A 26,494-nucleotide genomic window follows, 5' to 3' on the forward strand; every position below is an offset into this window, starting at 1 on the left:
GACCGAGGCCCCCCCGCGCGCCCACCCGGCGCGGGCCCTGCGGCCGCCCACTCACTCGGTGGCGGGCCGCCGGCTCACCCGGTGGCGGGTCCTACGGCCGCCAGCTCACCCGGTGTTCCGCCAGGTGCGCCAGGACCGCGTGGTTCGCCTCCCAGCCGTCCGGGAACTTCACCAGCGTCCCCAGCTGCACCGGCTCCGTCGACGGATAGTCGTCCAGCAGCTCGCCCACGCCCGCGCGGCACACCACGACGCACGCGTGCCGGTGCCGGGAGGCGAGCACGCACAGCCGGCCCGTCTCCAGGTGGAACGCGGTCGCGTCGGGGCGGCCGGAGAGCGGGTGCAGGACGACCGTCACGTCGTACTCCCGCCCCTGGAGCCGGTTCGCGGTGTCCACGGTGACATCGCGCACACCCAGCTCGGCGAGGGCCGCGCGGACGGCCGCCGCCTGGTCGCGGTGGGCGGTGCCCACGGCGATCCGGTCGGCGGTCAGCGGAGCCGGACCGGGAGAACGCTCGGAGGTGGCCGCACCGCCGCGGTCCAGCAGCCGGCGCACCACCGTCGCCACCGCCCGCACCGCCTCCGGGTCGGTGCGCGGGGTGTGCCGCGCGGGCAGCTCCAGCAGACCCCAGCCCGACGCGGCGGCCTCGTCGATCACCCGGTCCGGGCCCGAGCCGTCCGACGGCACCGCGAAGGCCAGCCGGCGGTCGCCGTGGCCGGTGCCGCTGCGGAACGGCGTGTACGGGTAGAAGGCGTCCGAGACCAGCGGCGCGGCCGAGGCGGGCAGCCGCCAGGACACCGGCAGCCGGTGCTGCGGCAGCCCCGGGTTGTGCGCCAGCAGCGTGGTGACCGCGGACGCCGACGGGTCGTACGACAGCCCCGCCCACTGCTCGCTGCCCACGATCGCGAACGGGTCGAGCTGGCCCGGATCGCCCACGAACAGCGCCCGCTCGAACAGCCCGGCGACGGCGAGCAGCGCGTCCGAGCGCATCTGGTACGCCTCGTCGACGATCGCGTGCCGCCACGGCTCGTCGACCTTCACGTGGGCCCACTTCGCGGCGGTGGAGAGGACCACGGGCAGACCGGTGAGGTCGGCCGCCTTCGCCGACGTACGGACCTGCGGGAGCTCGTCGAGCGCCTTGTCGTACGGGTCGGCGTCGCTGCTGTGCAGACGGCCCACCGGCAGCTCGGGGTTCTTCTCGGCGAGCCGCAGCACCAGGTCGTCGACCTGCGCGTTGGTCTGCGCCACCACCATCAGCGGCCGCCCCGCCTCGGCCAGCTCCAGCGCCGCCCGCACCACGAGGGTGGACTTGCCGGCCCCCGGCGGGGAGTCCACGACGACACCGCGGTCCGGGCCGTGCAGGGTGTCACGGAGGATCGCGTCGGTGGCCCGCGCGGCGGCGGTGGCGGGGTCGACGGGGGAGGCGAGAGGGGAGCCGGGAGTGAGGGAGGTCGTGGCGGCGGCCCGGGGGTCGGACGGCGTACCGGGGGCGGTGGCGGCGGCCTCGGCGGTCACAGGAGGTCCTCCTCGGTCACGGGGTCGGCGGGTTCAGGGGCGGGCTCCTCGCCGGGGGGTCCGCCGTGCGTCCACGGGGTGTCCTCCGGGTCGGGCAGCTTGGCCCCGCCGCGCTGCTCGTGCTCGAACAGCGTCCAGCACAGCCGGTCGCCCTTCTCCGGCACCGAACCCGGCTCCGGCTCCTTGCCGCGGCCCATCTTGTCGAGGACGCGCAGGACGACCAGGGCGCCGTCCTCCTCGGCGGCCACGAACTCGGCGGACTGCGGCCTGCCGCCCAGCGAGCGGTACACCTTCGCCCGCTCCCCGAGGTGCGGCCGGTCCTCCGTGCGGACGGTGACCAGCGGGCGCGGGCTCGGGCGCTTGCCCTCGCTGTACGCCATCTCGACGTCGACGACCTCGCCCGCGAACGCCTCCCCGGCCAGCCGCCGCCCCGCCATCACCAGCGGATCGTCCAGGGCCTCCTGCGCCTCCAGCCGGGCCTGCTCCCGCTCCCGCGTGGCCAGCTTGTTCGCCGCGGTCACCGCGTCGTCGTGGCGCGGCTGCGGCGGCTCGCCGGACAGCACGCGGTCGCGGTGCCCGGTGAAGGACCACCGGTCGCGCGTCCAGCGCTCCTCGACGTGCCCGCCCTCGGGCAGGGCCCGCAGCAGGTCCAGGCCCCGCCACACCGCGTCCCAGGTGGGACGGGTGACACTCTCCACCAAGGCGCGGATCTCCCGCTCGGCGGCGGTGACGGCACCGAGCCGCTCGTCGGCCTCCGGACCGTCCTCGGCGGCGGCGAGGGCACCGCGCGCACGGTCGTAGCGCTCGATCGCCGGGGCGAGCAGCCTGTTGTCGAACGCCGGGTCGGTGGCCGGGCCGGCCGGCGGGCAGCGCAGCTGGCCCCGCTCGTCCCGGGCCAGCTCCGCGCGCAGCGCCGCCTCGTCGCCGCGCAGGCCCTCCGGCGGGTCGATCCAGGCGAGCAGCGCGCCCAGGTGCTGGTCCTCCAGGCCGGACTGACCGGTCGCCCAGTGCCGGGCCAGCACGTCGGTCACGGCCAGCAGCAGCGACGAGCCCGGCACCCGGGACCGCTCCGCGTAGTGCGTCAGCCAGCGGCCCAGCAGCGGCACCCGCGGGGGCGCCGGATGCGGCGTTTGCGGGTCCTGCTCGGCCGTACGCCGAAAGCGCATGGAACGCCCCAGCAGCCGTACGAAGTCGATGCCCGCGCGGCTCGGCACGATCAGCTGCGGCGCGTCCGCGCACAGGTCGACCTCGACCTTGACGCGCTTGCCGGTCTCCGGGTCGGTCTCGGTGCGCTCGGCGGCCTCGACGGCGTCCGCGTACCCGTCGATGTACGGCAGGACGACGTCCGCCAGGTCGGCGAGGAACGCGAACCGCAGGTCCCGGTCGCGCGGCTGCGGGACGACGAGCAGGCGGGGCGCGTCCCGGTCGGTGCCGACCAGCGCGCCGAGCGGCGCCCCCGCCTCACCGGCGGTGGTCAGCGGCACGAGGACCAGCGGCCGCTCGGACAGGTGGCGGTGGCGCACGGTGGCGGCGGGCTGGGCCCGGCCGGTGTCGACGGCCTCGAGCCGGGCGAGGGTGGCGATCAGGGACACGGGGCGACCTCCGCGGTGGCGGCACCCGCGGCGTCCGCGGTGGCCAGGGCCTCCGCGCGGAGGCGGGCCGCGCGGCGCAGGGCGGCGACCGCCGGGTCGGCCGGGTCGCCGGTCTCGCCGCGGGCCGCCGACAGGACCGCGCCGACGGTGGTAAGCCCGCCCAGCTCGGCGCGGACCGCGCGGCCCAGCGAGGTCACCGCGCCGGCCGTGCGGGACCGCTCCCGGCAGTGGAAGGCCAGCTCGCACGCGGACAGGCACTCCGGCGCGTACGTCGCGGGCACCGCCTCGACGGCGGCGGTCAGCTCGGCGGCCGGCAGCTCGGGGGAGAAACAGGTGCCCTCGGGGAGCGTGTCGACGATCTCCTCGATCCGGGTGAGCCGCGCCAGCTGGCGGCGGGTCACCGCGCGCTGCTTGCGCACGTCCACCGCGGACGCGGCGGGCAGGTTGGAGAAGTCCTTCGGGCACACCAGCAGGATCCGGTGCCGCACCCGCGGGGCGTGGTCCAGGCGGGCCGCGACGTCCTCCAGCGCCAGCACGTACACCGCCGCCTGGCGGGCCGCGGCGCCCACCTTCGCCGGGTCCGCGGAGCCGTCCAGCATCGGGAACGACTTGATCTCCACGACCGTCCAGCTGCCGTCCGGGTGCACGACCACCGCGTCCGGCTCCAGGAACGCGGGGGACCCGGCGACGTCGAGGGCGAGCATCGGATGGTCGAGCAGCGTCCAGCCGCCCGCCTCGACGGCCTCCCGCAGCGCCAGCGCCGTCCGCGCCGCCCGGCCCTCCGGGCCGGTCGCGGACAGGTCCGGCACCGCCGCCCGCTCCGGCGGCTCGGCGCCCGGATCCAGCTTCCGGTGCGCCAGCCGCACCAGCTCCGCGCCGCCGTCCGCCTTCACCCGCGCCTCGAACGCGTTGCCGCGGGTCAGGGCGAACTGCGACTGCCCGAAGGCGGACGGCGAGCCCAGCGCGTCCGCCAGTCTCGTCTTGTCCACCCCGGCCCCGTCGAGGACGGCGCGCCGCGCGCAGCCGGGGTTCGCGGCGAGCGCCGCGAGGGCACGCGCGTCGAGCGCCTTGGCCGGTACGTCGGGACCGCGCAGCTCAGCGAGCCGGTGCCGGAGCGCCGCCCCCTGCCTCCGAGGGTGCGGCACTCGGCCCGGCTCCCGGTGCGAACCGTGACTCGCGCTGCCGTGGAATTCGCTCACCCGCCGAAGTCTGGCATCCGTCACTGACAATCGAGGACGCGGTGGCCACCGGGACCGCCGGGACGGCCGTGGCCGGTGCGCCGACGGGCGGCGTGCCGGCGGGCGTGGCGGCGGCCGCGGGGACGAGGGCGGCACGGGTCGTCAGACGGGCCTTGACCCGGTCCGCGCAGCGCATCACGTACGGGGCGAGCAGCAGTCCGGCGCCCATCACGGCGGCGCCCGCGACCGCGTCGAGGAAGTAGTGGTTCGCGGTGCCCATCACCACGATCGTCGTCACCAGCGGGTACACCACGGCGGCGGTCTTCGTCAGCCGCGTCCCGCCGTACCGCCACAGCATGACGCCGCACCACAGCGACCAGCCGACGTGCAGGCTCGGCATCGCCGCGTACTGGTTGGTCATGCCGCCCAGCCCGCGCGGCGCGCTCGCCTCGCCGCCCCACCAGCCGTACGCGCTGTAGTGCGCCATGGTGTCCACGAAGCCGTGTCCCGCCGACAGCAGGCGGGGCGGGCAGGTGGGCAGCAGGGTGAAGCCGATCAGGCCGATGAAGGTCGAGGTCATCAGCCAGGTGCGGGCCGCGCGGTAGTGCACGGTGCGCGAGCGGAAGATCCAGATGAGGAGCGCCGGGGTGACCAGGTAGTGCAGCGAGGCGTACCAGAAGTCCGCCGGTATGCCTATCCAGGCCTCCCGCGTGAACAGGCGGTTCAGCGGGTGCTCGAAGTTGAGGTGCAGGGCCTTCTCGATCCGCAGGATGGCCAGGCCGTGGTCGACGGCGGTGGTGACGTCACCGCGCGCGAGGAGCCGGCCCGCGGAGTAGCAGGCGTAGACGAGGAGGATCAGGGGCAGCTCGGTCCACCAGCGCAGCCGGGTCCGTACGGATGCCTCGATGCCTGGTGACTCGGACTGCGGCATCCGATCGCCCTCCCCCTTCGTCTCATGTGTCGAGATAGCGCCTCTCAGGGGCGCTCCGGCCTTGAAAGACGCAGAGATCGCCCCCGGGGTTGCCCCCACACAGCGTGCGCGATGATGGACGTGTTCCGCCTCTGGTTTCCCCCGGAAAGGTCATTCATGGCACCGCGCATCCTGTTGGCCCGGCACGGACAGACCGAGTGGTCGCTGTCCGGTAAGCACACCGGCAGGACCGACGTGCCCTTGCTCGACGAGGGCCGGCGCGGCGCGAAGCTGCTGGGCGAGCGGCTGCACCGGGCGCCGTTCGACGGCCTGCCCGGTGCCGAGGTGCGCACCAGCCCGCTCGCCCGCGCGCGCGAGACCTGCGAACTCGCCGGGTTCGGGGACCGCGCGCGGACCTGGGACACGCTGATGGAGTTCCACTATGGCGCGTACGAGGGCATGACCCCGGCCGAGATCCACGCGATACGTCCCGGCTGGCTCATCTGGCGCGACGGTGTCCCCGAGGGCGAGACCCTGGCCGAGGTGAGCGCCCGCGCGGACGAGGTCGTCGCCTGGGCCCGCGAGGCCGACCGTGACGTCCTCGTCTTCGCCCACGGTCACATCCTGCGCACCATCGGCGCCCGCTGGCTGGGCCTGCCGATCTCCTTCGCGTCCCGCATCCGCCTCAACCCGACGTCCCTGTCGGTCCTGGGCTGGGCCTACGGCGAACCGGCGATCGAGAGCTGGAACGACGTGGGGCACCTGGCGGGCTGACCCGTCGCCGAGGGTGGCGCGGCGGCGGTCGTTTCCGTCGGGCAACCACGCGCCCCGGTTCTCCCCGCGCGGTCACCGTCCGGGCAACGTCCCGTCACCGCGCGCGGCCACCGTCCGGGCACCGTCCCGTCACCGCGCGCGGTCAGCGTCCGGGCACCGTCCGGGAAGCGGCCGGCTCACGCCGTACGCGCCCGCCCCGCGTGCCGGTCCAGGAACTCCGACACCCCGGCCGCCCGCCGGTGCGGCAGCAGCACCCGCGCGGTGCCCGCCAGCATCGTCTGCACCCGCGACGACTGCACCTGGTCCAGCAGGTCCAGCACCCGCATCCCCGCGGCGGCCGCCTCGTCCGGGCGTCCGCCGCGGGCGAGGTCGTCCGCCAGTTCCGCGGTGTACAGCGCGATGTTCCGCGTGAAGTGCGGGTCCTGGAGCCGCGCCGCCCGCCCCGCGTGCCGCGCGGCGCGCCGCCAGTCGCCCAGGGCCGACCAGCACTGCGCTTCCAGCCCCTCCAGCTCGGCCTCGCCGTAGAAGCTCATCCACTCCGGGTCGGCGTCCGAGGGGCCCCGCGCGAAGAGGGCCTGCGCGCGCGTGAGGGCCTGTTCGCACCCCGCGCGGTCGGCGAGCCCCGCCCAGCCGCCCGCCTCGCGCAGTGCGAGCAGCGACATCAGCCGGGACGAGCCCAGGGGGCGTGCGATGCGCTGAGCGGCCTGCGCGGCGCGCACCGCCTCCCGGGGGCGCCCGGCGTCCCGCGCGAGGAACGCCGTGTTGCAGAAGGCGTGCGCCTCCAACGCGTCGTCACCGGTCATCCGCGCGGTGGCCAGCGCCTCCGCGTAGTGCGAGCGCGCGTCGTCGAACCGGCCGGAGTCGTGCGCCAGCCAGCCCACCGAGATGGCGAGTTCACCGGCGCCGGAGTGCAGCCGGTCGGCGGTCGCCTGCCGGGTCGTACCGGCGTCCAGAAGCGCGTACGCGGCGCGCAGCGGGGCCGCCGCGCGCCGGTAGAGGCCGTCGGCGCCGTGCCGGTCGTCGAGCAGCCGGATCCGGCGGACGGCGTCCTCCAGGGCGCTCGCCTCGCTCGCCCCGACGCGGCGGACGGGGCGCTGCGCGGCCCTCGCGTCGAGGGCGAGCCCGATGGGGGCCAGCGAGGCGGCGGCCACGGTGGCGCCTCCGCCGGTCATGAATGCGCGACGCAGCACGTCGCTCTCCTCGTAGTCAGTGTGCGGGCCGTACGGGTCGGACAGGTCGTACGGGTATTGCGGGTACGGCGGGTCATACGGTTCAAACCCCGCACCCGTCTCACAGGTGGTGTGCGTCCGGATCCTGTCGTGCGCGGGGGTGGTGTCCGCGGCGGCGCGCGCCCCGCGTCCGCGGACGGACGAACGGGGTGCGAACCCCAGGTCGGTGAGCGTGCGACCGGGGAACATGTGCAGGAACACCCGCTCGTACGCGTAGTTGGGGCAGCGGATCTCGCCCGCCTCCACCCGGCCGATGTAGCGCGCGTCACAGCTGACCCGCTCGCCGATCTCCCGGGCTGCCCGGCGTACAGCCGCCGCGAACTCGGCGGGCGAACGCCGCCCGCGCAGCTGCCGGAAGGCGAGGTTCGGCCGCGGGGGCCGACTGGGCTGAGACGAGGTCACCGTTGACGACGCCATGGCCGGGTCCTCTCGTGCGAACCGTCGAACCATGCCGGATTCCGAGCCGAATTGACCAAACTGCCCTGTTGCTGGCTTTATCGGTGTCAGGCCCTTGATTTCCGGCGGGCAAGAACGTACCTGCTGTCGCCGGTTCGGCACGCTGTGTTTGGCTACAAAACCGGATATGTCATCCGTCATCTGCCATGAACTGCCATCATTTGCGGCGGTCTTCCGCCGTTGCCGTTGACGCCGTCGCGCGTTGGACACGACGGACCGGGAGCCGCCCGACTCCCGAACCGCCGGCGCAAGGAGGGGTTCCGTGGTGGAGGCCGGGATGGAGACCAGCCAGAGCACCGACACGCACGCGCAGGCCGCCTGGGACCTGGTGACGGTCCCGGCCCGGCAGGGCCTTGAGGCGGTCGACATCCTGCGGCGCGGCGACGGGGACGGCGTCGGCCCCGTCCTGCACGACGACCACGGCGACACCCTCGGTTTCCTGGTGCCGCCCGGCACCGCGGCGGCCTGGGACGTCCCCGGCAGCACCTGTACGGAGACCGACGGCCGCGGCCTCAGCCTCGTCCCCGCACCGGCCGCCCCCGGCACCCCCGACGGCGACTGCACCTGCTGGCTCCTCCCACCCGGCGAGTCCGACACCGCCACCGACCCCGCCGTCCTGCGCCGCGCGCTGGGGGAGGCGGCCCGGATGATCGCGGCGGCGGACAGCTGCCGCTGACCATCTGGGCGGGCCTGCCGGCCTCCCGGCTGTCGGCCGCCGGGCTGGCGATCTACCGTGCAGGCATCGGCCCGGCGGCGTCCGGCCCGTCGGCGTCCGGGTCGGCGACCGCAGGCCCACCGGCGTCCGGCCCTGACCCCTCGGCCGCTGCCCCCGCCTCTCGGGCCCGACCCCTCGGGCCCGACCCCTCGGGCCTCCGACCCCTCGGGCCTCCGACCCCTCGGGCCTCCGACCCCTCGGGCCTTCGACCCCGGCGACCAGGCCCCGGCCCCCCGGCCCGCCGAGCCCGCGCTCATAGCCCCCGGCCTGCTGCGCCGCTCCAGGCCGGTGCCCTGATAATGGCTGGATGGGAAAGTCCAGGAAGGCCCGGCGGGCGGGGGGTGCCGCGGAGGGGGTCGCCGAGGCCGTGGACGGTGGGCTGGCGCAGCTGATACCCGACCGGGACCGGGCGCGGGCGTGGACGCTGCTGATCGACGGGGCGCCGCAGTCGCACGTCGACCTGGACGATCCGGCGTATCTGTCGTTCGAGTACCAGCGGCGGCTCGGCCATGTCATCGACCTCGCCGCCCCGCCCGGCCGGCCCCTGACCGCCGTCCACCTCGGCGGCGGCGCCCTGACCCTGGCGCGCTACGTCGCCGCCACCCGCCCCCGCTCCACCCAGCAGGTCGTCGAGCGGGACGCGCCCCTCGTCCAACTGGTCCGCAGGGAGCTGCCGCTGGCGCCGAACGCGCGGATCCGGGTGCGCTCGACGGACGCGAGGGAAGGGCTCGCCAAGGTCGCGGACGGCTGGGCCGACCTGGTCATCGCCGATGTCTTCAGCGGTGCCCGCACCCCCGCCCACCTCACCTCGACGGAGTTCCTGGACGAGGTCCGCAGGGCGCTGAAGCCCGGCGGTGTCTACGCCGCCAACCTCGCCGACGGCCCGCCCCTCGCCCATCTGCGCGGCCAGATCGCCACCGCCGCCGCCCGGTTCGCCGAGCTGGCGCTGGTCGCCGACCCGGCCGTGCTGCGCGGCAAGCGGTTCGGCAACGCCGTACTCGTCGCCTCCGACCTGCCCCTGCCGGTCGCCGAGCTGACCCGCCGGGCCGCCTCCGACCCGCACCCGGGCCGGGTCGAGCACGGCAGGGCGCTCACCGACTTCACCGGCGGCGCCGCCCCCGTCACGGACGCGGCGGCGGTCGCCTCACCCGCGCCCCCGGACTCCGCCTTCCGCTGACTCCGCCGTCCGCTCCCGCCGCCGCAGTGCGCTCCACGCGCTCCACGCGCGGCGGGCGTCTCAGTACGTGCCGATCTCCACGCGTGGCGGGCCGTCGTGCCAGGTGCAGAAGACCGACACCCGCTCCGCGCCCGAGCTGAACTCCACCCGGATCCACGTCTGCGTCTTCCACACCTGCATCGACCAGCCCGCCCCCGGTGTCGCCGACACCAGCGTCGCCGACCTCTCGCCGAGGTCGAACACGGCCCGGCCGCCTTCGGTGGTGTAGCTGCGCACCCGGCCGGACGCGGTCGCGGAGGCCGGCGGGGACGCGCTCGGCCGGGTGGTCGGGGTCCGGGACGGTGCCGGGTCCGGGCGGCGCGTGGCGGCGGGGGTGCTCGTCGGCGGCTGCGGGCGGCGGGTGCTCGCCGAGGTCGGCGGCGGCTCGTCCGGCACGGCGGTGGGCTCGGCCGAGATGACCGGAAGGGCGCGCGGCGGATCGTAGGCCGTTCCCGCCATCACGGTGTGAACGCCCCACCACGACAGGGTGGTCGCCGCGCCGGTGGCGAGCGACCAGGCCAGTACGTGTACGACTCCTCTGAGCATCGCGGGCCATACTGCCCCACGCCCGCCACTCCTGTCCGCCCGCTGTCCCCACTCCCGTCCGCCCGCTGTCCCGACTTCCGTCCGGCCACTGCCGTCCCAGCAGTCACAGTCACCGCCGTCGCCGGCACCGGGTTTTCCACAACCCGCCGGTTGTCCACAGGGCCCGGACCCGTGTCGCCCGCATGGCGTACGGTGCGGCGCATGGCAAGTGTGCTCGTGGTCGAGGACGACCAGTTCGTACGCTCCGCGCTCATCCGGCATCTGACCGACGCGGCCCACACCGTGCGCAGTGTCGGTACCGCGCTGGAGGCGCTGCGCGAGGTCGCCCATCACCGTTTCGACGTGGTCGTCCTGGACCTCGGACTGCCCGATCTGGACGGGTCCGAGGCCCTGAAGATGCTGCGCGGCATCACCGACGTCCCCGTCATCATCGCCACCGCCCGGGACGACGAGACGGAGATCGTCCGCCTGCTGAACGCGGGCGCCGACGACTACCTGACCAAGCCGTTCTCCGTGGAGCACCTGTCCGCGCGGATGGCCGCCGTGCTGCGCCGCTCCCGCGCGGGCACGGGCGAGGCCCCGGCCTCCCCGGTGCTGCGGGTGGGCGGGCTCACCGTCGACCCACTGCGCCGCCAGGCCGAACTGGACGGCGTACGCCTCGACCTGACCCGCCGTGAGTTCGACCTGCTCGCCTTCCTGGCCGCCCGCCCCGGCGTGGTCGTCCCCCGCCGGGAACTGCTCGCGGAGGTCTGGCAGCAGTCCTACGGCGACGACCAGACCATCGACGTCCATCTGTCCTGGCTGCGCCGCAAGCTGGGCGAGACGGCGGCCCGCCCGCGCTATCTGCACACCCTGCGCGGAGTCGGCGTGAAACTGGAGCCCCCGGCGGCGCAGCCCCCGGCAGGGGAGCCCGCGCGATGAGGTGGGCCCTGGTCAAGGTCGCGCTCGCGGTCACCGCCATGGTCGTCGTGGCCTTCGCCGTGCCGCTCGGGCTCGTCATCAAGGAGATGGCCCGTGACCGCGCGTTCTCCGACGCCGAGCGGGACGCCGCCGAGATCGCCCCCGCCCTGTCCATCACCACCGACCGCGCCCAGCTCGAACGCGTCGTGGCCGCCGCCGGCTCCGACGCGGGGATGGCCGTGCACATCCCGGCGGCAGAGGGCACCGGCCCCGTCGAGATCGGCCGGCAGCGGGCCGCCGACGCGGACATCTCCGCCACCCGGAAGCTGGGCCGCGCCTCCACCGCCGAGGTGCCCGGCGGCTCCGCGCTGCTCCAGCCGGTCGCGCTCAGCTCGGGCCGGTTCGCCGTCGTCGAGGTGTACATCCCGGACACCGCCGTCAGCAAGGGCGTCGGCACCGCGTGGGCGGTGCTCGCCGGGGTCGGCCTGGCCCTGATCGTCGGCTCGGTCGCGGTCGCCGACCGGCTCGGCGTGCGCATGGTGCGGCCCGCGCAGCGCCTGGTCGAGGGGGCGCGCGAGCTGGGGGAGGGCAGGCTGGGCGCCCGCGTGCCGGAGGACGGCCCGACCGAACTGCGGCTGGCGGCCGTCGCGTTCAACTCCATGGCCGACCAGGTCGTCCAGCTCCTCGCCAACGAGCGGGAGCTGGCCGCCGACCTCTCCCACCGGCTGCGCACCCCGCTGACCGTGCTGCGGCTCAACACCGCCTCGCTCGGCGACGGCCCGGCCGCCGAGCAGACCCGGGCCGCCGTCGCCCAGCTGGAGCGCGAGGTCGACACCATCATCCGCACCGCCCGCGAGGCCAAACCGCAGACCGCCGCACCCGGTCCGGGCGCCGGCTGCGACGCGGCCGAGGTGGTCCGCGAGCGGATGGCGTTCTGGTCGGCGCTCGCCGAGGACGAGGGCCGTACGGTGCGCCTGGCCGGGGTCGACCGGCCGGTGCGCATCCCCGTCGCCAGCGCCGACCTGGCCGCCGCCCTCGACGCGCTGCTCGGCAACGTCTTCCGGCACACCCCGGAGGGCACCGCCTTCGCGGTCGACGTCCACAACGGCGACGACGCGGTGATCGTGCTGGTCTCGGACGCGGGCCCCGGCATAGCCGACCCCGAGGCGGCGATGGCGCGCGGCCGGGGCTCCGGCAGCGACGGCTCGACCGGACTCGGGCTGGACATCGTGCGCCGGCTCGCGGAGTCCACCGGCGGCGACGTCCGCATCGGCCGCTCGGTGCTCGGCGGCACCGAGGTGCGCGTCTGGATCCAGCTGGACGGCCGGGAGCCGGTGCGCAAAGGCCACCGCGGGGCGGTGCGAAGACGCCGCCCGCGCGTCACGGCCGCGACCTTTAACCGGTCCCGATCCCTTCCTTAAGCGCACCCTAAGATCCTTAACTCCGGTACCGGATGGGGAGTTTTGCCCGATTCCGGATCGCTAGCGTGCTGCCGCACCCCACCCCCGAGCAGTGAGGCACCACACGATGAGCACGCACCGGCGCAGGATCAGCGGCAGGAACAAGGCGATCGGCGGGGTCGTCGCCGCGGCCGTGGCGGGCGGTGGCGCGCTCCTGTTCACCGGCACCGCCCAGGCGGCCGGCGTCGGCGCCGCGTACACGCGGACCAGCGACTGGTCCACCGGCTACACCGGGCAGTACGTCGTCACCAACGACACCGACCGGGCAAAGACCGACTGGACGCTGGAGTTCGACCTGCCCGCCGGATCCCGCCTCGGCTCCCTGTGGAACGGCGAGTCCAAGGTGAGCGGACAGCACGTCACGGTCGCCCCGCCCGCCTGGGACAAGGACGGCCTGGCCCCCGGCGAGACCGTCACCGTGGGCTTCGTCGTCAACGGCACCGGCGACCCCACCGGCTGCCGTATCGACGGCGCCACCTGTTCCACCGACGACGGCGCCACCCCCGAGCCGACCGGCCGCCCCACCCGCACGCCGGCCCCCACCCAGTCCCCGACCGCGACCCCCACCACGGCCCCCTCGCAGACGGCGAAGCCGACCCCCACCGCCCCGGCCCCCACCGCCCCCGAGCCCACGCAGAGCACCGGCACCGGCACCCCCTCCGGCGCGGGCTTCGCCCCGTACGTCGACACCTCCCTGTACCCGGCCTTCGACCTGGTCGCCGCCGCCGAGGCCACCGGAGTGAAGGACTACAACCTCGCCTTCGTCACCGACGGCGGCGGCTGCACCCCCAAGTGGGGCGGCGTCACCGACCTGGAGAGCGACGCGGTCGCCGGGCAGATCGGCGCCCTGCGCGCCAAGGGCGGCGACGTCCGGGTCTCCTTCGGCGGCGCGGCCGGCAGCGAACTGGCCACCGCCTGCTCCTCCGCGGACGCGCTGGCCGCGGCCTACGGCAAGGTGGTCGACGCCTACCGGCTCACCAAGGTCGACTTCGACGTCGAGGGCGGCGCGCTGCCGAACGCCGCGGCCAACACCCGCCGCGCCAAGGCCATCGCCGCGCTCCAGGAGCGCCACCCCGGCCTGGACGTCTCCTTCACCCTCCCGGTCATGCCCGAAGGTCTCACCCAGGACGGCGTCAGCCTCCTCGCCGACGCCAAGCGGAACGGCGTGCGGATCAGCACGGTCAACATCATGGCCATGGACTACGGCCCGGCTTACAGCGGCGACATGGGCACCTACGCCGAGCAGGCCGCCACCGCCACCCAGGCCCAGCTCAAGAGCGTCCTCGGGCTCTCCGACAGCGCCGCTTGGAAGACGGTCGCCGTCACCCCGATGATCGGCGTCAACGACGTGACCACCGAGGTCTTCAAGGTCGACGACGCCACCCAGCTGGTGAACTTCGCCAAGGCCAAGGGCCTCGGCTGGCTGTCCATGTGGTCCGGCACCCGCGACAAGCAGTGCCCCGGCGGCGCGCAGAACCACGCCGACGCCACGTGCAGCTCCGTCCTCCAGGAGAAGTACGCCTTCACGAAGGCCTTCGCCGCCTACAAGTGACCCCCCGCAGGAAAAGCGCGGGGCGCGACACCCCCACAGTGTCGCGCCCCGCTCCCCTTTCCCCAGGGCCGGGCAGCCAGGGCCGGGCGGCCGAGGCCGGGCGGCCAGGGTCGGGCGGCCTAGGTCAGGCGCCCGGCGTCAGGCAGCCGTCGTCAGGCAGCCGTCGTCAGGCCACTTCCTCCACCTCAGGCGGCAGCGCCCCGGACCGCGCCACCTGCCCGTACCACAGCGCGCTCGACTTCGGCGTCCGCTCCAGCGTCGCGTAGTCCACGTACACCGCGCCGAACCGCTTGCCGTAGCCGTACGCCCACTCGAAGTTGTCCATCAGGGACCACAGGTAGTACCCGCGCACGTCGGCGCCGTCCGTGATCGCCCGGCGGACGGCCGCGAGGTGGCCGCGCAGATAGGCGATCCGCTCCGGGTCGTGGACGCGGCCCTCGGCGTCGGGCTTGTCGTCGTAGGCCGCCCCGTTCTCGGTGACGTACAGCGGCAGGCCCGGGGCCTCCCGGGTGTAGCGCATGATCAGCTCGTGCAGGCCGGTCGGGTCGATGGTCCAGCCCATCTCCGTGCGCTCGCCCGGCGTCTGGTGGAACGCCACGTCCTCCGCGGCCGGCCACGGCGAGTGCTCGCTCGCCCCGTGCCCGTCGGCCCGCGGGCCGCCCGCTGACGGGTCCGCCGCCGAGACCAGGGTCGGCGTGTAGTAGTTGAGGCCCAGCGCGTCCAGCGGCTGGTTGATGAGCGCCAGATCGCCGTCCTGCACGAACGACCAGTCGGTGAGCGAGGACGTCGCCTCGAACAGGCTCCGCGGGTAGGCGCCGTGCAGGATCGGGCCGTGGAAGATGCCGTTGGCCAGGTCGTCGATCTTCTGCCGGGCCGCCAGGTCCGCCGGGTCCTGCGACACCGCGCGGACCACCGACGAGTTGAGCGAGATCGCGACCGTGTTGCGGGCCGGCATCACCGACCGCAGCGCCTTCGCGCCCAGGCCGTGCGCCAGGTTGAGGTGGTGCGCGGCGCGCAGGGTCGCCGCCGGCTCGGTACGGCCCGGCGCGTGCACGCCGGAGCCGTAGCCCAGGAAGGCGCTGCACCAGGGCTCGTTCAGGGTGATCCACTGCTCCACGCGGTCGCCCAGCGCCTCGCCGACGATCTGCGCGTACTCCGCGAAGCGGTACGCCGTGTCGCGCTCGGGCCAGCCGCCCGCGTCCTCCAGCTCCTGCGGCAGGTCCCAGTGGTAGAGGGTGACGGCCGGCTTGATGCCGTGCGCGAGCAGCTCGTCGACCAGGCGGCGGTAGAAGTCCAGGCCGACCTGGACGGCCGGGCCGCGGCCGGTGGGCTGCACCCGGGACCACGAGATGGAGAACCGGTAGGCGGTCAGGCCCAGCTCCGCCATCAGGGCCACGTCCTCGCGGAAGCGGTGGTAGTGGTCGACGGCGATGTCACCGTGATCCCCGCCGGCCGTCTTGCCCGGCGTATGGCTGAAGGTGTCCCAGATCGACGGCGTCCGGCCGCCCTCGCGGACCGCGCCCTCGATCTGGTACGCGGAGGTGGCCGCGCCCCAGAGGAAGGCCGGGGGGAAGGAGTCGGGGGTGGCCGGGGTCGCCGGGGTCACCGGATTCACGGGCTCAGGCATGGAAGCGCTCCCATTAGGGTCGTGGAGACCGATGGAGGACAGGAAGGAAAGGGGGGTGGCGAGGCGGCGGGGGAGGACAGGGGGCCGAGGCGGCGGTGACCCGGCCCCCGAGGAGATGCGCACGCGCGCGGATGCCGCGTCAGCCCTTGACCGCGCCCTGCATGATGCCGCCCACGATCTGCTTGCCGAAGATCGCGAAGACCAGCAGCAGGGGCAGCGTGCCGAGCAGCGCACCCGCCATGATCAGGGACTGGTCGGGGGTGTAGCCGCGGCCCAGGCCCGCCACGGCGACCTGCACCGTGGGGTTGCCGGTCTGGGTCAGCACCAGGAACGGCCACAGGAAGTCGTTCCAGGTCTGCACGAACATCAGCATGCCCAGCACGGCCATCGCGGGCCGCGCCGCCGGGAACACCACGTGCCACACCACGCGCCAGCTGCTCGCGCCGTCCATCCGGGCGGCCTCGATGATCTCGTCGGGCAGCGCCTGGATCAGGTACTGCCGCATGAAGAACACGCCGAACGCGCTGACGAGCGACGGGAAGATCACCGCCTGGAGCTGGTCGGTCCAGTCCAGCTTGGCGACCATCATGTACAGCGGGATCACGCTGAGCTGCGGCGGCACCATCATCGTGCCGATCACGATCAGCATCATCGCGTTGCGGCCCTTGAACCGCAGCTTGGCGAAGGCGAACCCGGCGATCGTCGACAGGAAGACGATGGTGGCCGCCGAGATGCCCGCCACGATGGTGGTGTTGAGGAACGCCTCGCCCAGGTTGGCGTCGGTCCAGGCCAGTTCGAGGTTGTCGAACAGGTTGGCGCCGAACCAGAACGGCGGCGGCGTCTGGGCCAGCCGGTTGTTGTCGCGGGAGGCGGCGATCGCCGTCCACACCAGCGGGAACAGCGAGCCGATGGTGAACAGGGCGAGGACCACGTAGGCGACCGGGCCGGCGTGCAGCTGCCCGCCCGCCCGCGCGGACCGGGGCCGGCGCGAGCGTGCGGGCGCCTGGTCGGTCCGGTCCGGATCCGGGGGAGTCAAGGTCGTCGTCGTCACGGCCGGTTCTCCTAACTACTGGCGCGCAGCCGGCGCGAGATGACGTAGTTGACGATGCCGATCACGATGAGGATCAGGAACATCGTCCAGGCGATGGCGGAGGCCCGGCCCAGGTGCTGGTTCACCCAGCCCTGCTCGTACAGGTACAGGCCGAGCGTCTGGAACTGGTGCTGGGATCCGCCCGAGGCGCCCTTGTTCGCGTCGAACAGCAGCGGCTCGCCGAACAGCTGCGAGGCGCCGATCGTGGAGACGACACAGGTGAACAGGATCGTCGGCCGCAGCGAGGGCAGGGTGACGTGGAAGAACTGCTGCCAGCGGTTGGCGCCGTCCAGCGCCGCCGACTCGTACAGATCCTGCGGGATCGCCTGCATCGCCGCGAGATAGATCAGCGCGTTGTAGCCCGTCCAGCGCCAGATCACGATCGTCGACACGGCGACCTGGGAGGCCCAGGTCTCGTTCTGCCAGTCGATGTTGTCGACGCCGACCAGGCCCAGCGCCCAGTTGATCATGCCGTAGTCGCGGCCGAAGAGCAGCACGAAGACCAGCGAGGCGGCGGCGATCGAGGTCGCGTACGGCGCGAGCATCGCGACGCGGTAGAAGGTCGAGGCGCGCAGCTTGTAGTTGAGGATGTGGGCGAGGCCCATCGCCATCAGCAGCTGCGGGACGGTCGAGATGATCCCGATCGTCAGGGTGTTCTGCGCCGCGTTCCAGAAGAACTCGTCGTCGAAGATCCGGGTGTAGTTGCGCAGGCCCACCCAGTCCATGTCGGTGGGCGCGGTCAGTTCCACCTTGTGCAGCGAGGCCCAGCCCGTGTAGATCAGCGGGAACAGGCCGAACGCCACGAACAGCAGGAAGAACGGCGAGACGAACGCGTACGGGCTCCAGCGCACGTCCCGCTGCCAGCGGCGGGACAGCCGGGCCCGTCGGCGCCGCTCCTTGTCGGCGGCGGCGGGATCGCCGGGCGGGCGGCCCGGGGCCGCGCCCCCCTCCTTGGAGGGGGCCGCGGCGGCTGTGTCGTGCCCAGTGGTCATACGGGTCACTGGTCCAGGTTGTTGTCGATGGTCTTCACGGCGTTCTCCCAGGCCTCCTCGGGCGACTTGCCCTGGGCGACCAGGATGACGCCGTTGTCGGTGAGGCCCTGCTGGATGATCTGGTCCTTCGGGCCGATCACCTGGACCGGGGCGTTCTTGGCGGCCTGGGCGAAGATCTCGCCGATCGGGGCGTCACCGGTCATGTCGTTCTTGGCGCCGGTGACCTCCGGCATGGTGTACGCGGCCGGGGTGCTCGGGAAGCTGCCCTGCACCTTGAACAGCTTGGCCTGCTGCTCGGGCGCGGTCAGCCAGGCGGCCAGCTTGGCGGCCTCCTCGGCGTTCTTGCCGGACTTCGGCACGGCGAGGAAGGAGCCGCCCCAGTTGCCGGACTTGGGCGCCTGGGCGACGTCCCACTTGCCCTTCGCCTCGGGCTTCGACTTGCCCTTGATGTAGCCGAGCATCCACGGCGGGCAGGACATCGCGGCGAACTTGCTGTTGGCGATCGTGGTGTCCCAGGCGGGCTGGAACTGGGTCTGGTTGCCGACAAGACCGTCCTCGGCGGCCTCGGCGGTCAGGTCGAAGGCGGCCTTCACGGCCGGGTTCTGCTTGTAGACGACCTTGCCGGAGGAGTCGTAGAACCGCTCGGTCTCGCTGCTGAGGATCGCGTTGATCAGACCGCCGGGGGAGTCCATGAAGGTGGTGCCCACGGGCGCCTTCTTCTGGTAGTCACGGCCGACGTCGACGAACTTCTTCCAGTCGCCCGCCCACAGCTTGGCGACTTCCTCGCGGTCGGTGGGCAGGCCGGCCTGCTCGAAGAGGTCCTTGCGGTAACAGACGGCCATCGGGCCGACGTCGGTGCCGAGGCCCACCGTCTGGCCGTCCGGGGTGGTGGCCTGCTGCCACTTCCACTCCAGGTAGTCGCTCTTCTTGCCATACTTCGACAGGTCGAGCAGCTTGTCGGACTGGGTGGAGACGATCTCGGCGATGTTGCCGACCTCGACGCCCTGGATGTCCATCAGACCGCTGTTGGTGGTCAGGTGGTTGATGAGCGCGGGGTAGTAGTTCTCGTTGCGCTCGACGACGTTCTCCTTGATGACGACGTCGGGGTTGAGCTTCATGTACTCGTCGTAGAGCCCGGCCTCCTTGAAGCCGAACGTGCCGAAGAGTCCCAGGGTGATGGTGGTCTTGCCGGCGGCGTCCCCGTCGCCGGACGGGGACTCGTTCTTGCCGTCGTCGGCACAGCCGGCCAGCAGCCCGGTGCCCAGCGACGCGACGGCCGCGAGGACGACCGCCTTGCGGCGGATTCGGGTAGATGCTCGCATTGGGTCCTCCTGTTGCCCTGACGTGCCGACCCCCCGGCCAGAATTGCTTGGTTGTCCCGTGGTGCAGAGTGTTGCGCGATGGTACGTGGGTCTTGCCTGATTGCTGTATGACGCTGCGGCTCGGGCGGGGAACGTGCGGGATGTGTATGTGCCAGGTAGTGTGGGAGCGCTCCCATCGGTGATGTGTTGAAGGTTCGTGGCTACGAGCGGGGGTGTCAAGGGACCGGACGCGGAGAGATGCGTTCAGTTATCGGCCTGTTAACTGGAATCCGTCGGTCGGGTCGCCTGCGCTCCCCCCGGGGCCAGAAGCCCGAACCACTGTTACATTCCAGGCCAACGGGTGTACGAGGGAGGGCGAAGCCCATGGCAAGCCACGGAGCGCGCGGTCGCAGCGGCGGGCGGCCGACCCTGGAGGAGGTCGCGGCACGCGCCGGAGTCGGCCGCGGCACGGTCTCCCGGGTCATCAACGGCTCTCCCCGGGTCAGCGACGCGACCCGCGCGGCGGTGGAGGCGGCGGTCGCCGAACTCGGCTACGTCCCCAACACGGCCGCCCGCGCCCTCGCCGCCAACCGCACCGACGCCATCGCGCTCGTCGTCCCCGAGCCGGAGACCCGCTTCTTCGCGGAACCGTACTTCTCGGACATGCTGCGCGGTGTCGGCGCGGAACTCTCCGACACCGAGATGCAGCTGCTGCTGATCTTCGCGGGCAGCGACCGCGAGCGCCGCCGGCTCGCCCAGTACCTCGCCGCCCACCGCGTCGACGGCGTCCTCCTCGTCTCGGTCCACGCCGACGACCCGCTGCCCGACCTCCTGGCCCAGCTGGAGATCCCCGCGGTCATCAGCGGCCCCCGCTCCGCGGCGGAGACCCTGACCTCGGTCGACTCCGACAACTACGGCGGCGCCCGCTCCGCCGTCGAACACCTGCTGTCCCGCGGCCGCGCCCGCATCGCCCACATCACCGGCCGCCTCGACGTCTACGGCGCCCAGCGCCGCGTCGACGGCTACCGCGACGCCCTCACCGACGCCGGCCACGAGGTGGACGAGAGCCTGATCGAACCCGGCGACTTCACGGAGGAAGGCGGTCGGCGCGCGATGGCCGCGCTCCTCTCCCGCCACCCCGGCCTGGACGCCGTCTTCGCGGCCTCCGACGTCACCGCGGCGGGCGCCCGCCACGCCCTGCGCGAGGCCGGCCGCCACATCCCCGACGACGTCGCCCTCGTCGGCTACGACGACTCCGCCATCGCCCGCCACATGGACCCGCCCCTCACCAGCGTCCGCCAGCCCATCCAGGAGATGGGCCGCCGCATGATCGGACTCCTCCTCGACGAGATCGCGGACCGCCGACCGGCGGTGTCCCGGGGGCTGGAGCGGCGGCAGGTGGTACTGGCGACGGAACTGGTGGAGCGGGCTTCTTCCTAGCAGGCGTACGGATCAGCCCGTGATCGAGAAGAAGATCGTGTCCTGGGTGTACCAATCGATCTCCGCCGTCGCGTACTCCCACTCGGAGTGCTCGAACTCCAGCTTCTCGATCAGCTCCCGCAGGTCGTACCGGAAGCTCTCCTGCACCCGGTCGAGCACCGCGCGGTAGGCGTCGGCGGCCGGCTTGGCCTTGGCGAGCGGAAACATGCCGATGTGCGGTCCGTCCACCGGATACGGGATCCGGAAGGGGATCTCCTGCGGCGGACCGGAGAAGAGATACGGGTGGAAGAGGAGGTCTCCGCTCACCCCGCAGCGGCTCAGCTCGTCGTCGAGCAGGCCGAAGAAGGTGGAGGGCTTGGAGTACACGCCCAGCTCGGCGGGGTCGGAGCCGTTGCAGTCGATGATGTGCTGCAGCGCGCGGTGATAGGCACCGGCCGCGTAGGAGGCGTCCGAGTCGGCCCGCCCGGCCACGAGGTGCTCCAGCGCGTCGGGTATGGCGAGACCCCAGTCGACGCCCTGCCGGTCGAGCTCCTCCTGACTCCTGCGCGCCCGCTCGCGCACCATGCCCAGCACGCGTTCCTGATCGGCGGTGAGGTTCCCGGCGGCGCCGAGGAAGGAGAGGACGTCGGCCTTGTCGGCGGTGTTGTAGGAGATGATCCGGCTCATGATCGCCATCCTGTCAGCGGCCACTGACAATCCGGGGGGCGAGCCGTGACGGGCGCAGCCCCCCGGTCCGGCGACCGACTGATCGGTGTGCCGGGCACCCCAGCCCGCCCACACCCCTGCCTTCGTAGCCCGCGCAGAGGACAGAGCACCGCTCTCCTAAAACGGGTGTTTGCGGTACGAATCCCGGCGGGTTTTGCAGCAGCTCCGTCGGCACTGCACAGGAAATGAGAGGCCGCAGTGCCCTCCGCTCAGGCCGCGGTCTCGTAGAGCCACCGGCGAACCACGGTGCAACCGTCAGGAAGCTCGTTCCCTGTCAGTTCCCTGTACCTCGCCTTGGCCTCTTCGCTGCCGTTCTGGCCAGCGGGGAGCCTCCGCACAAGTTCACTGGCAGAAAGCCTGCACATCAAGGAGATGCGACGGGTGTACTGACCGCGTGCGCGTCGGGCCCCGGGAGCCGCTTGCCATGCGCCCTCCCCTACGTCTGCACGGCCACGCACCCTGGTTGTCGACAGGTGAGCTGGACTACCGGGGGTGGACGGTGGGCGAGTGGAAGCAAGGGAAGTGCGGTCGGCCAACGGCGGCCGGTGGCCGCTGCCAGAACAAGACAGTGAGGGGCACCTCGCGCTGCTACCTCCACCAAGGTGACTGGACGAAGCGCGGCCAAGCCGAGCTGAAAAAGAGGGCGCGCCGCAGGAACTGAGCCGGAGGCGCGGGAGTGAGTGTCTAACTGCGTGACAACGCTGACGAACATCGGCGGACGAGCGCGAACGCCTGTGGACCCTCGACGCAGGAGACGTCCAGTGACCACAAGGCAGCACCCCGTCCCAGTTACTTCGGGACGAAGAGCTCACGCCCGGCGAGGACACGGAGTAATCGTCAATGCCTGTGGTTGGCGTGACTGATCGCTTCAACCGAGGCAGTGAGTGTTTCAGTTGTTGCAGGCATGCTCGGTTCGGACCGCGCTGGCCGTCCGCTGTGGGTGTCACACCTTGCCGATGCCCAGCGTCGTCTCTGACGGCAGCAGACCAGAGCCAAGCACGGCGACCCAGAACTCGCCCAGGAGATCAGCGAGCCGGGCCGTGGCCTCCTCACCGAGGGCGGTCCAGGGTCCGGCAGCAAGTTCGTCCGTGCGCCGTTCGATCTCCGCTCGCAACCGGCGGCCGGCGGGGGTAGCGGTGCCGTCGGAGTGCAGCAGGCCTCGAGCGGCCAGCCGTTCGCGGGCGGCGGCCCATTCCTCGGCGCTCCAGCCCCGGCTTTGGAACGTCCTGTCGGATGCGGCGCCTATGGCGGCGAAGGACACCAGCGCCTCGACCGGATCGAGGCCGGCGGTGAGCAGAGCGACCAGATGCCCGTCGCCGCGGTGCTCGCGCAACACGGTCGCGGCGTGCCACAGCCGTAGCTGCGGCGCGTCGGGCCATTCCAGTACGGCGTTGGCAGCGGCGAGCGGCCGTCCGGCGGTCACCGCGGCCTCGGCGGCCTGGCGGGCGAGCGCTGCGGCCTCGGCGAGCTCCGGGCTGCCAATGCGCTTGCCGAGCAACCTGCGGTAGGTCCGGTCGACCGCCCGGGACCGGGCAGCGAGCACATCGCCCGGTGCGGCGGTCTCCCAAACGCGGGCGGTATACCGCTCGACCGTCCGCGGGCTGAAGCTGTAGAAGACCGACGCGATCTGCCCGGGGCGTACTGGCCCGAGGGGCGCGGCCCGGTACGGGAAGTAGCTCGGCCATCGCGTATCGGTCGCGAAGCCGAGCGCGGCGGCCTCCTCGAAAGCCTCCGGCGCGTAGTAGAGCACGGCATGCAGAGGTTCCAGCAGATGCCACATATGCCGTACACGGCCCAGGTCTTGCGGCATTGTTCCTCCTCGTAGCCGCCCAGAACTTGACGCTGACTAGATTGCTCGCCGACCTGAAACTTGTCAATGTCTAGATCCCGCGTAGCCTGGTTGCCATGACCAGCCAGCGCCCGTACCACCACGGCAATCTGCGGCGCGCCGTCCTCGCCGCGGCCCTCGACGTCATCGCCGCCGACGGACCGTCTGCCCTGAGCCTGCGCGATCTCGCCCGCCGGGCCGGCGTCTCGCATGCCGCCCCGGCCCACCACTTCACGGACCGGACCGGACTGCTGACCGCCATCGCCACCGAGGGACACATCCTGCTCACGCAGACGCTGGCGGACGCACAGGACCTACGCGACCTGGGAGCTCGCTACGTCCGCTTCGCGATCCAGCATCCGGCGCACTTCCAGGTGATGTTCCGTCCGGAACTGTTGCGCACCGACGACCCGGCACTTGTCGCGGCGAGAGAAGGCACAGCTCAGCGGCTACGCAAGGGCGTCGCGGCCCGTGGTGGCACCGACCTGGAACTGGCCTTCATGTCCGCCTGGTCACTGGCCCACGGCTTCGCGACGCTCCTCCTCGCCGGAAACCTGGACCGCCCGCTGGGCGACCGGGACCCTGAAGAGGTGTTTCGCGCTGTGGCCGGACTGCCGTTCGCCCCACCCCCGCCCCCGTCACGACGGCCGGACGCAACCTCTTGAGAAACGCCTGAGAGGCCGTGATGGACGGTGGTCCCTTGCCGGATGACTGCGCGCCGCCGGTGCTCGAGCACAGTGGCCGCACTCTCCGGCGGCCGCCGGTGCTGCCCTGGCACTGGCAGTATCCAGCGGACGGCAGTTGACCAATGGCCAGGCAGAGGCTTAGGAGACCCGACGACAGCGTCACTGAGCGCGTGACCATCGAGCCGACGGTTCGTGACGAGGAGGCCACTCCATCAGGGTGCGCCGCATGATCGACAGGTGGCCGGCTGAGGTGGAGGCGGGCCCGTGTGACGGCGGAGTGGGCGCAGGCGCGCGGCAGGTCGCCCTGTACGTCAAGGCGTTCGAGCAGCTGCGCGCCATGGCCGTGTACGGCGGTGACGCGAGGGCGCTGGTTCTCCGTGCGATCGAGGCGCTGCACTGAGACGGGGTCCGGGGGCCGGAAACGCGATCAGCCGGTGATCCTCTTTCGAAGGTCACCGGCTGATCGTTCAGGGTGAGTGACGGGACTCGAACCCGCGGCATCCTGGACCACAACCAGGTGCTCTACCAGCTGAGCTACACCCACCATGACCGGCGGTTGACGTTGTCGTTTCCCCGACCGGCCGAGAAAAAGTGTACAGGGTCCGAAGGGGTGCTCGCGCACACATTCCGCGGCGCCCCTCCCACGGGCCTCGTCAGCCCTGCTGAGCAGGGAGGACGTGCTTGGCGGCGATCGTCTTCGCGGTGTCCGAGTCGGGTCCGGGCTGGGGGACGAAGATCGCCTCGCGGTAGTAGCGCAGCTCGGCGATGGACTCGCGGATGTCGGCGAGCGCCCGGTGGTTGCCGTTCTTCTCGGGAGCGTTGAAGTACGCCCTGGGGTACCAGCGGCGCGCCAGCTCCTTGATCGACGAGACGTCGACGATCCGGTAGTGGAGGTAGTCCTCCAGGGTCGGCATGTCCCGCAGGAGGAAGCCGCGGTCCGTGCCGACCGAGTTGCCGCACAGCGGGGCCTTGCCCGGTTCCTTGACGTGCTCGCGGATGTACGCGAGGACCTGCTCCTCGGCGTCCGCCAGCGTCGTACCGTTCGGGAGCTCCGCGAGCAGCCCGGACGCGGTGTGCATCTCCCGCACCACCTCCGGCATCGTCTCCAGCGCCCGCTCCGGCGGACGGATGACGATGTCCACACCCTCGCCGAGCACGTTCAGCTCCGAGTCGGTGACGAGGGCGGCCACCTCGATGAGCGCGTCGTCGGACAGCGAGAGGCCGGTCATCTCGCAGTCGATCCACACCATGCGATCGTTCATGCGTCCACATTACGGCCGACCGCCGGCGCCGGATCCCCCGCGTCGGGCGCGGCAGCGCCCCGCAGACGCCGAAGGGCCACGAGGAGGTTCCTCGTGGCCCCGCGGTGCGGTCACACGGTCACGTTCCGCTGCGCTGGCCCGGCAGGCCGACGCGGGACGGCACATACGCGTCGCGGTGGTCCGCCGGCATCGACGCGGAGGAGCCCACCGCGCTCGCGGCCGCCGTGCGGCGCGCCTGGAGCGGGACCGGGTGGTCCTGGTGGTGGTGCGCGGCGGCGTGCCCGGACTGGCCGGCGCCGCCCGGACCCTGCTGACCTGCGCCCATGCCCAGGCCGGACGAGTTCTGCGCCGGCGTGGTCTCCGGGTCCGTCTGCTTCTCACCCTGCGGCCGGCGCGCCCGGTACGCGGCGCGGTACGCCGCCGGGGACGAGCCGAGCTGACGGCGGAAGTGGCCGCGCAGCGCGACGGGGGAGCGGAAGCCGCAGCGGCCCGCCACCTCGTCCACCGAGTAGTCCGACGTCTCCAGCAGGCGTTGCGCCTGGAGCACCCGCTGGGTGATCAGCCACTGGAGCGGGGCGCTGCCCGTCAGCGACCGGAACCGGCGGTCGAAGGTGCGCCGGCTCATGTACGCGCGGGCCGCCAGCGTCTCCACGTCGAACTGCTCGTGGAGGTGTTCCAGCGCCCAGGCGACGACCTCGGCGAGCGGGTCGGCGCCGATCTCCTCCGGTAAAGAGCGGTCCAGGTAGCGTTCCTGGCCTCCGCTCCGGCGCGGCGGCACCACCAGGCGGCGGGCCAGGGCCCCGGCCGCCTCGTTGCCGTGGTCGGTCCGCACGATGTGCAGACACAGATCGATGCCGGCCGCGGTGCCCGCCGACGTCAGGACGTCTCCGTCGTCGACGAAGAGTTCGCGCGGATCCACGTGCACCGACGGATAGCGCTTGGCCAGCGTCGGCGCGTACATCCAGTGTGTGGTCGCGGGACGGCCGTCCAGCAGGCCTGCCGCGGCGAGGACGAAGGCACCGGTGCACAACCCGACGATGCGGGCGCCTTCCTCGTGCGCCCGGCGCAGTGCGTCGAGCGCTTCCTCCGGCGGCGGCGAGGTGATCGACCGCCAGGCCGGCACGACGACCGTGCCCGCCCGCGATATCGCCTCCAGGCCATGCGGTGCGGTGAGTTCCAGTCCCCCGTGGTCCGCAGCGGACCTTCCTCGCCGGCGCAGACCAGCAGGCGGTAGCGCGGCACGCCGGCGTCCTGGCGGTCGATCCCGAACACCGACAGCGGTATGGAACTCTCGAAGATGGGGCCGCCGCTGAACAGCAGCACCGCGACGATCTCCTTGCGGCGTCGCCCGGAGAGCTTCCGGGCCGCGGCGTCCGGCGCGGCAGTGGAGTCGTGGCTCATCCTGCTAAGCCCCCCTCGGTGGTCGCGGCTCCTCGGTTGTGTCGCTCCTGCACGTTTCCCCTCGGTCCTGCACGAGTCCCCCGCCGTAAGACAGTCAAGATCGAAATCGAATCTACTGCGT

General features: G+C 72.9%; 21 protein-coding genes, 1 tRNA gene and 2 pseudogenes. 9 read left to right on the plus strand and 15 right to left on the minus strand.

Annotated elements, in window-relative coordinates:
- Nucleotides 1-91 precede the first annotated feature (91 nt).
- The 4 genes from AB0K92_RS09735 to AB0K92_RS09750 all read right to left on the minus strand — a co-directional run bounded on the left by AB0K92_RS09735 (nucleotide 92) and on the right by AB0K92_RS09750 (nucleotide 5,214).
- Entirely contained in the window at nucleotides 92-1,375 is a 1,284-nt protein-coding gene (locus AB0K92_RS09735; RefSeq protein ID WP_365921358.1) for an AAA family ATPase, read from the minus strand.
- Nucleotides 1,376-1,509: 134 nt separating this feature from the next.
- Nucleotides 1,510-3,105 carry a hypothetical protein gene (locus AB0K92_RS09740; protein WP_365921085.1) on the minus strand — a complete coding sequence of 532 codons (1,596 nt, stop codon included), beginning with the start codon at nucleotides 3,103-3,105 and terminating at the stop codon, nucleotides 1,510-1,512.
- Nucleotides 3,096-4,250, minus strand: a complete 1,155-nt coding sequence (locus AB0K92_RS09745; protein ID WP_365921087.1) for a hypothetical protein — start codon at nucleotides 4,248-4,250, stop codon at nucleotides 3,096-3,098. Before AB0K92_RS09745 ends, AB0K92_RS09740 begins: the two co-directional genes overlap by 10 nt.
- Nucleotides 4,201-5,214, minus strand: a complete 1,014-nt coding sequence (locus AB0K92_RS09750; RefSeq protein ID WP_365921089.1) for a phosphatase PAP2 family protein — start codon at nucleotides 5,212-5,214, stop codon at nucleotides 4,201-4,203. The genes AB0K92_RS09745 and AB0K92_RS09750 overlap by 50 nt, the downstream gene beginning before the upstream one ends.
- Nucleotides 5,215-5,370: 156 nt before the next feature.
- On the opposite strand from AB0K92_RS09750, the gene AB0K92_RS09755 reads away from it, so the two are divergent.
- Nucleotides 5,371-5,967 (plus strand): histidine phosphatase family protein, encoded by a 597-nt coding sequence (locus AB0K92_RS09755; protein WP_365921091.1) that lies wholly within the window; start codon nucleotides 5,371-5,373, stop codon nucleotides 5,965-5,967.
- A gap of 176 nt (nucleotides 5,968-6,143) precedes the next feature.
- On the opposite strand, the gene AB0K92_RS09760 is transcribed toward AB0K92_RS09755, so the two are convergent.
- Nucleotides 6,144-7,613: a tetratricopeptide repeat protein gene (locus AB0K92_RS09760; RefSeq protein ID WP_365921093.1), complete on the minus strand. Its 1,470-nt coding sequence runs from the start codon at nucleotides 7,611-7,613 to the stop codon at nucleotides 6,144-6,146.
- 316 nt (nucleotides 7,614-7,929) lie between these two features.
- Between AB0K92_RS09760 and AB0K92_RS09765 the strand changes: the two genes are divergently transcribed.
- Together AB0K92_RS09765 and AB0K92_RS09770 are read left to right on the plus strand one after the other, a co-directional pair.
- Entirely contained in the window at nucleotides 7,930-8,328 is a 399-nt protein-coding gene (locus tag AB0K92_RS09765) for a hypothetical protein (RefSeq protein ID WP_365921360.1), read from the plus strand.
- 346 nt (nucleotides 8,329-8,674) lie between these two features.
- Nucleotides 8,675-9,544: a fused MFS/spermidine synthase gene (locus AB0K92_RS09770; protein WP_365921095.1), complete on the plus strand. Its 870-nt coding sequence runs from the start codon at nucleotides 8,675-8,677 to the stop codon at nucleotides 9,542-9,544.
- Between the two features lie 60 nt (nucleotides 9,545-9,604).
- Here the strand turns inward: AB0K92_RS09770 and AB0K92_RS09775 are convergent, their stop codons facing one another.
- Nucleotides 9,605-10,129, minus strand: coding sequence for a hypothetical protein (locus AB0K92_RS09775; RefSeq protein ID WP_365921097.1), 525 nt, complete (start codon nucleotides 10,127-10,129; stop codon nucleotides 9,605-9,607).
- A gap of 201 nt (nucleotides 10,130-10,330) precedes the next feature.
- On the opposite strand from AB0K92_RS09775, the gene AB0K92_RS09780 reads away from it, so the two are divergent.
- The 3 genes from AB0K92_RS09780 to AB0K92_RS09790 all read left to right on the plus strand — a co-directional run bounded on the left by AB0K92_RS09780 (nucleotide 10,331) and on the right by AB0K92_RS09790 (nucleotide 14,041).
- A complete protein-coding gene (locus AB0K92_RS09780; RefSeq protein ID WP_365921099.1) occupies nucleotides 10,331-11,050 on the plus strand; it encodes a response regulator transcription factor in 720 nt (239 codons plus the stop codon).
- The gene (locus tag AB0K92_RS09785; RefSeq protein WP_365921101.1) at nucleotides 11,047-12,450 is read left to right on the plus strand and encodes a HAMP domain-containing sensor histidine kinase; all 1,404 of its coding nucleotides are present in this window, start codon (nucleotides 11,047-11,049) and stop codon (nucleotides 12,448-12,450) included. The genes AB0K92_RS09780 and AB0K92_RS09785 overlap by 4 nt, the downstream gene beginning before the upstream one ends.
- Nucleotides 12,451-12,556: 106 nt before the next feature.
- Nucleotides 12,557-14,041: a cellulose binding domain-containing protein gene (locus AB0K92_RS09790; RefSeq protein ID WP_365921103.1), complete on the plus strand. Its 1,485-nt coding sequence runs from the start codon at nucleotides 12,557-12,559 to the stop codon at nucleotides 14,039-14,041.
- 166 nt (nucleotides 14,042-14,207) lie between these two features.
- On the opposite strand, the gene AB0K92_RS09795 is transcribed toward AB0K92_RS09790, so the two are convergent.
- From AB0K92_RS09795 to AB0K92_RS09810, 4 genes are all read right to left on the minus strand, one after another.
- Complete coding sequence (locus tag AB0K92_RS09795; protein ID WP_365921105.1) at nucleotides 14,208-15,668, minus strand: GH1 family beta-glucosidase; 1,461 nt, start codon at nucleotides 15,666-15,668, stop codon at nucleotides 14,208-14,210.
- 139 nt (nucleotides 15,669-15,807) lie between these two features.
- Nucleotides 15,808-16,719, minus strand: a complete 912-nt coding sequence (locus AB0K92_RS09800) for a carbohydrate ABC transporter permease (protein ID WP_165998888.1) — start codon at nucleotides 16,717-16,719, stop codon at nucleotides 15,808-15,810.
- Between the two features lie 11 nt (nucleotides 16,720-16,730).
- Nucleotides 16,731-17,750, minus strand: coding sequence for a sugar ABC transporter permease (locus AB0K92_RS09805; RefSeq protein ID WP_365921107.1), 1,020 nt, complete (start codon nucleotides 17,748-17,750; stop codon nucleotides 16,731-16,733).
- A gap of 5 nt (nucleotides 17,751-17,755) precedes the next feature.
- Nucleotides 17,756-19,072 carry an extracellular solute-binding protein gene (locus tag AB0K92_RS09810; RefSeq protein WP_365921109.1) on the minus strand — a complete coding sequence of 439 codons (1,317 nt, stop codon included), beginning with the start codon at nucleotides 19,070-19,072 and terminating at the stop codon, nucleotides 17,756-17,758.
- A 363-nt stretch (nucleotides 19,073-19,435) separates the two neighbouring features.
- Here AB0K92_RS09810 and AB0K92_RS09815 point away from each other — a divergent pair, with 363 nt between their 5' ends.
- Complete coding sequence (locus AB0K92_RS09815) at nucleotides 19,436-20,491, plus strand: LacI family DNA-binding transcriptional regulator (RefSeq protein ID WP_365921111.1); 1,056 nt, start codon at nucleotides 19,436-19,438, stop codon at nucleotides 20,489-20,491.
- Between the two features lie 12 nt (nucleotides 20,492-20,503).
- Here the strand turns inward: AB0K92_RS09815 and AB0K92_RS09820 are convergent, their stop codons facing one another.
- The gene (locus tag AB0K92_RS09820) at nucleotides 20,504-21,157 is read right to left on the minus strand and encodes a hypothetical protein (RefSeq protein ID WP_365921113.1); all 654 of its coding nucleotides are present in this window, start codon (nucleotides 21,155-21,157) and stop codon (nucleotides 20,504-20,506) included.
- 982 nt (nucleotides 21,158-22,139) lie between these two features.
- A complete protein-coding gene (locus tag AB0K92_RS09825) occupies nucleotides 22,140-23,006 on the minus strand; it encodes a hypothetical protein (RefSeq protein WP_365921115.1) in 867 nt (288 codons plus the stop codon).
- A 95-nt stretch (nucleotides 23,007-23,101) separates the two neighbouring features.
- Here AB0K92_RS09825 and AB0K92_RS09830 point away from each other — a divergent pair, with 95 nt between their 5' ends.
- The gene (locus AB0K92_RS09830) at nucleotides 23,102-23,689 is read left to right on the plus strand and encodes a TetR/AcrR family transcriptional regulator (RefSeq protein WP_365921117.1); all 588 of its coding nucleotides are present in this window, start codon (nucleotides 23,102-23,104) and stop codon (nucleotides 23,687-23,689) included.
- A 316-nt stretch (nucleotides 23,690-24,005) separates the two neighbouring features.
- Nucleotides 24,006-24,110 (plus strand): annotated as a pseudogene (locus tag AB0K92_RS09835) (transcriptional regulator); the annotation flags it as partial.
- Nucleotides 24,111-24,181: 71 nt separating this feature from the next.
- On the opposite strand, the gene AB0K92_RS09840 reads toward AB0K92_RS09835, so the two are convergent.
- From AB0K92_RS09840 to AB0K92_RS09850, 3 genes and pseudogenes are all read right to left on the minus strand, one after another.
- Nucleotides 24,182-24,254: transfer RNA gene (locus AB0K92_RS09840), tRNA-His, on the minus strand.
- A 109-nt stretch (nucleotides 24,255-24,363) separates the two neighbouring features.
- Nucleotides 24,364-24,972: an oligoribonuclease gene (gene orn / locus AB0K92_RS09845; RefSeq protein ID WP_365921120.1), complete on the minus strand. Its 609-nt coding sequence runs from the start codon at nucleotides 24,970-24,972 to the stop codon at nucleotides 24,364-24,366.
- Nucleotides 24,973-25,090: 118 nt separating this feature from the next.
- Nucleotides 25,091-26,373: pseudogene (locus AB0K92_RS09850) on the minus strand (helix-turn-helix domain-containing protein).
- Nucleotides 26,374-26,494 lie beyond the last annotated feature (121 nt).

This window comes from Streptomyces sp. NPDC052687 (assembly GCF_040678395.1).
In the GTDB taxonomy this organism is placed as follows: Bacteria; Actinomycetota; Actinomycetes; order Streptomycetales; family Streptomycetaceae; genus Streptomyces.

Bases quoted from the DNA above. Each gene is read 5' to 3' on its own strand.
- AB0K92_RS09750 (WP_365921089.1), bottom strand. From the start codon at position 5,214: ATGCCGCAGTCCGAGTCACCAGGCATCGAGGCATCCGTACGGACCCGG.
- AB0K92_RS09755 (WP_365921091.1), top strand. From the start codon at position 5,371: ATGGCACCGCGCATCCTGTTGGCCCGGCACGGACAGACCGAGTGGTCG.
- AB0K92_RS09760 (WP_365921093.1), bottom strand. From the start codon at position 7,613: ATGGCGTCGTCAACGGTGACCTCGTCTCAGCCCAGTCGGCCCCCGCGG.
- AB0K92_RS09765 (WP_365921360.1), top strand. From the start codon at position 7,930: ATGGAGACCAGCCAGAGCACCGACACGCACGCGCAGGCCGCCTGGGAC.
- AB0K92_RS09770 (WP_365921095.1), top strand. From the start codon at position 8,675: ATGGGAAAGTCCAGGAAGGCCCGGCGGGCGGGGGGTGCCGCGGAGGGG.
- AB0K92_RS09775 (WP_365921097.1), bottom strand. From the start codon at position 10,129: ATGCTCAGAGGAGTCGTACACGTACTGGCCTGGTCGCTCGCCACCGGC.
- AB0K92_RS09780 (WP_365921099.1), top strand. From the start codon at position 10,331: ATGGCAAGTGTGCTCGTGGTCGAGGACGACCAGTTCGTACGCTCCGCG.
- AB0K92_RS09785 (WP_365921101.1), top strand. From the start codon at position 11,047: ATGAGGTGGGCCCTGGTCAAGGTCGCGCTCGCGGTCACCGCCATGGTC.
- AB0K92_RS09790 (WP_365921103.1), top strand. From the start codon at position 12,557: ATGAGCACGCACCGGCGCAGGATCAGCGGCAGGAACAAGGCGATCGGC.
- AB0K92_RS09795 (WP_365921105.1), bottom strand. From the start codon at position 15,668: ATGCCTGAGCCCGTGAATCCGGTGACCCCGGCGACCCCGGCCACCCCC.
- AB0K92_RS09805 (WP_365921107.1), bottom strand. From the start codon at position 17,750: ATGACCACTGGGCACGACACAGCCGCCGCGGCCCCCTCCAAGGAGGGG.
- AB0K92_RS09810 (WP_365921109.1), bottom strand. From the start codon at position 19,072: ATGCGAGCATCTACCCGAATCCGCCGCAAGGCGGTCGTCCTCGCGGCC.
- AB0K92_RS09815 (WP_365921111.1), top strand. From the start codon at position 19,436: ATGGCAAGCCACGGAGCGCGCGGTCGCAGCGGCGGGCGGCCGACCCTG.
- AB0K92_RS09820 (WP_365921113.1), bottom strand. From the start codon at position 21,157: ATGAGCCGGATCATCTCCTACAACACCGCCGACAAGGCCGACGTCCTC.
- AB0K92_RS09825 (WP_365921115.1), bottom strand. From the start codon at position 23,006: ATGCCGCAAGACCTGGGCCGTGTACGGCATATGTGGCATCTGCTGGAA.
- AB0K92_RS09830 (WP_365921117.1), top strand. From the start codon at position 23,102: ATGACCAGCCAGCGCCCGTACCACCACGGCAATCTGCGGCGCGCCGTC.
- orn (WP_365921120.1), bottom strand. From the start codon at position 24,972: ATGAACGATCGCATGGTGTGGATCGACTGCGAGATGACCGGCCTCTCG.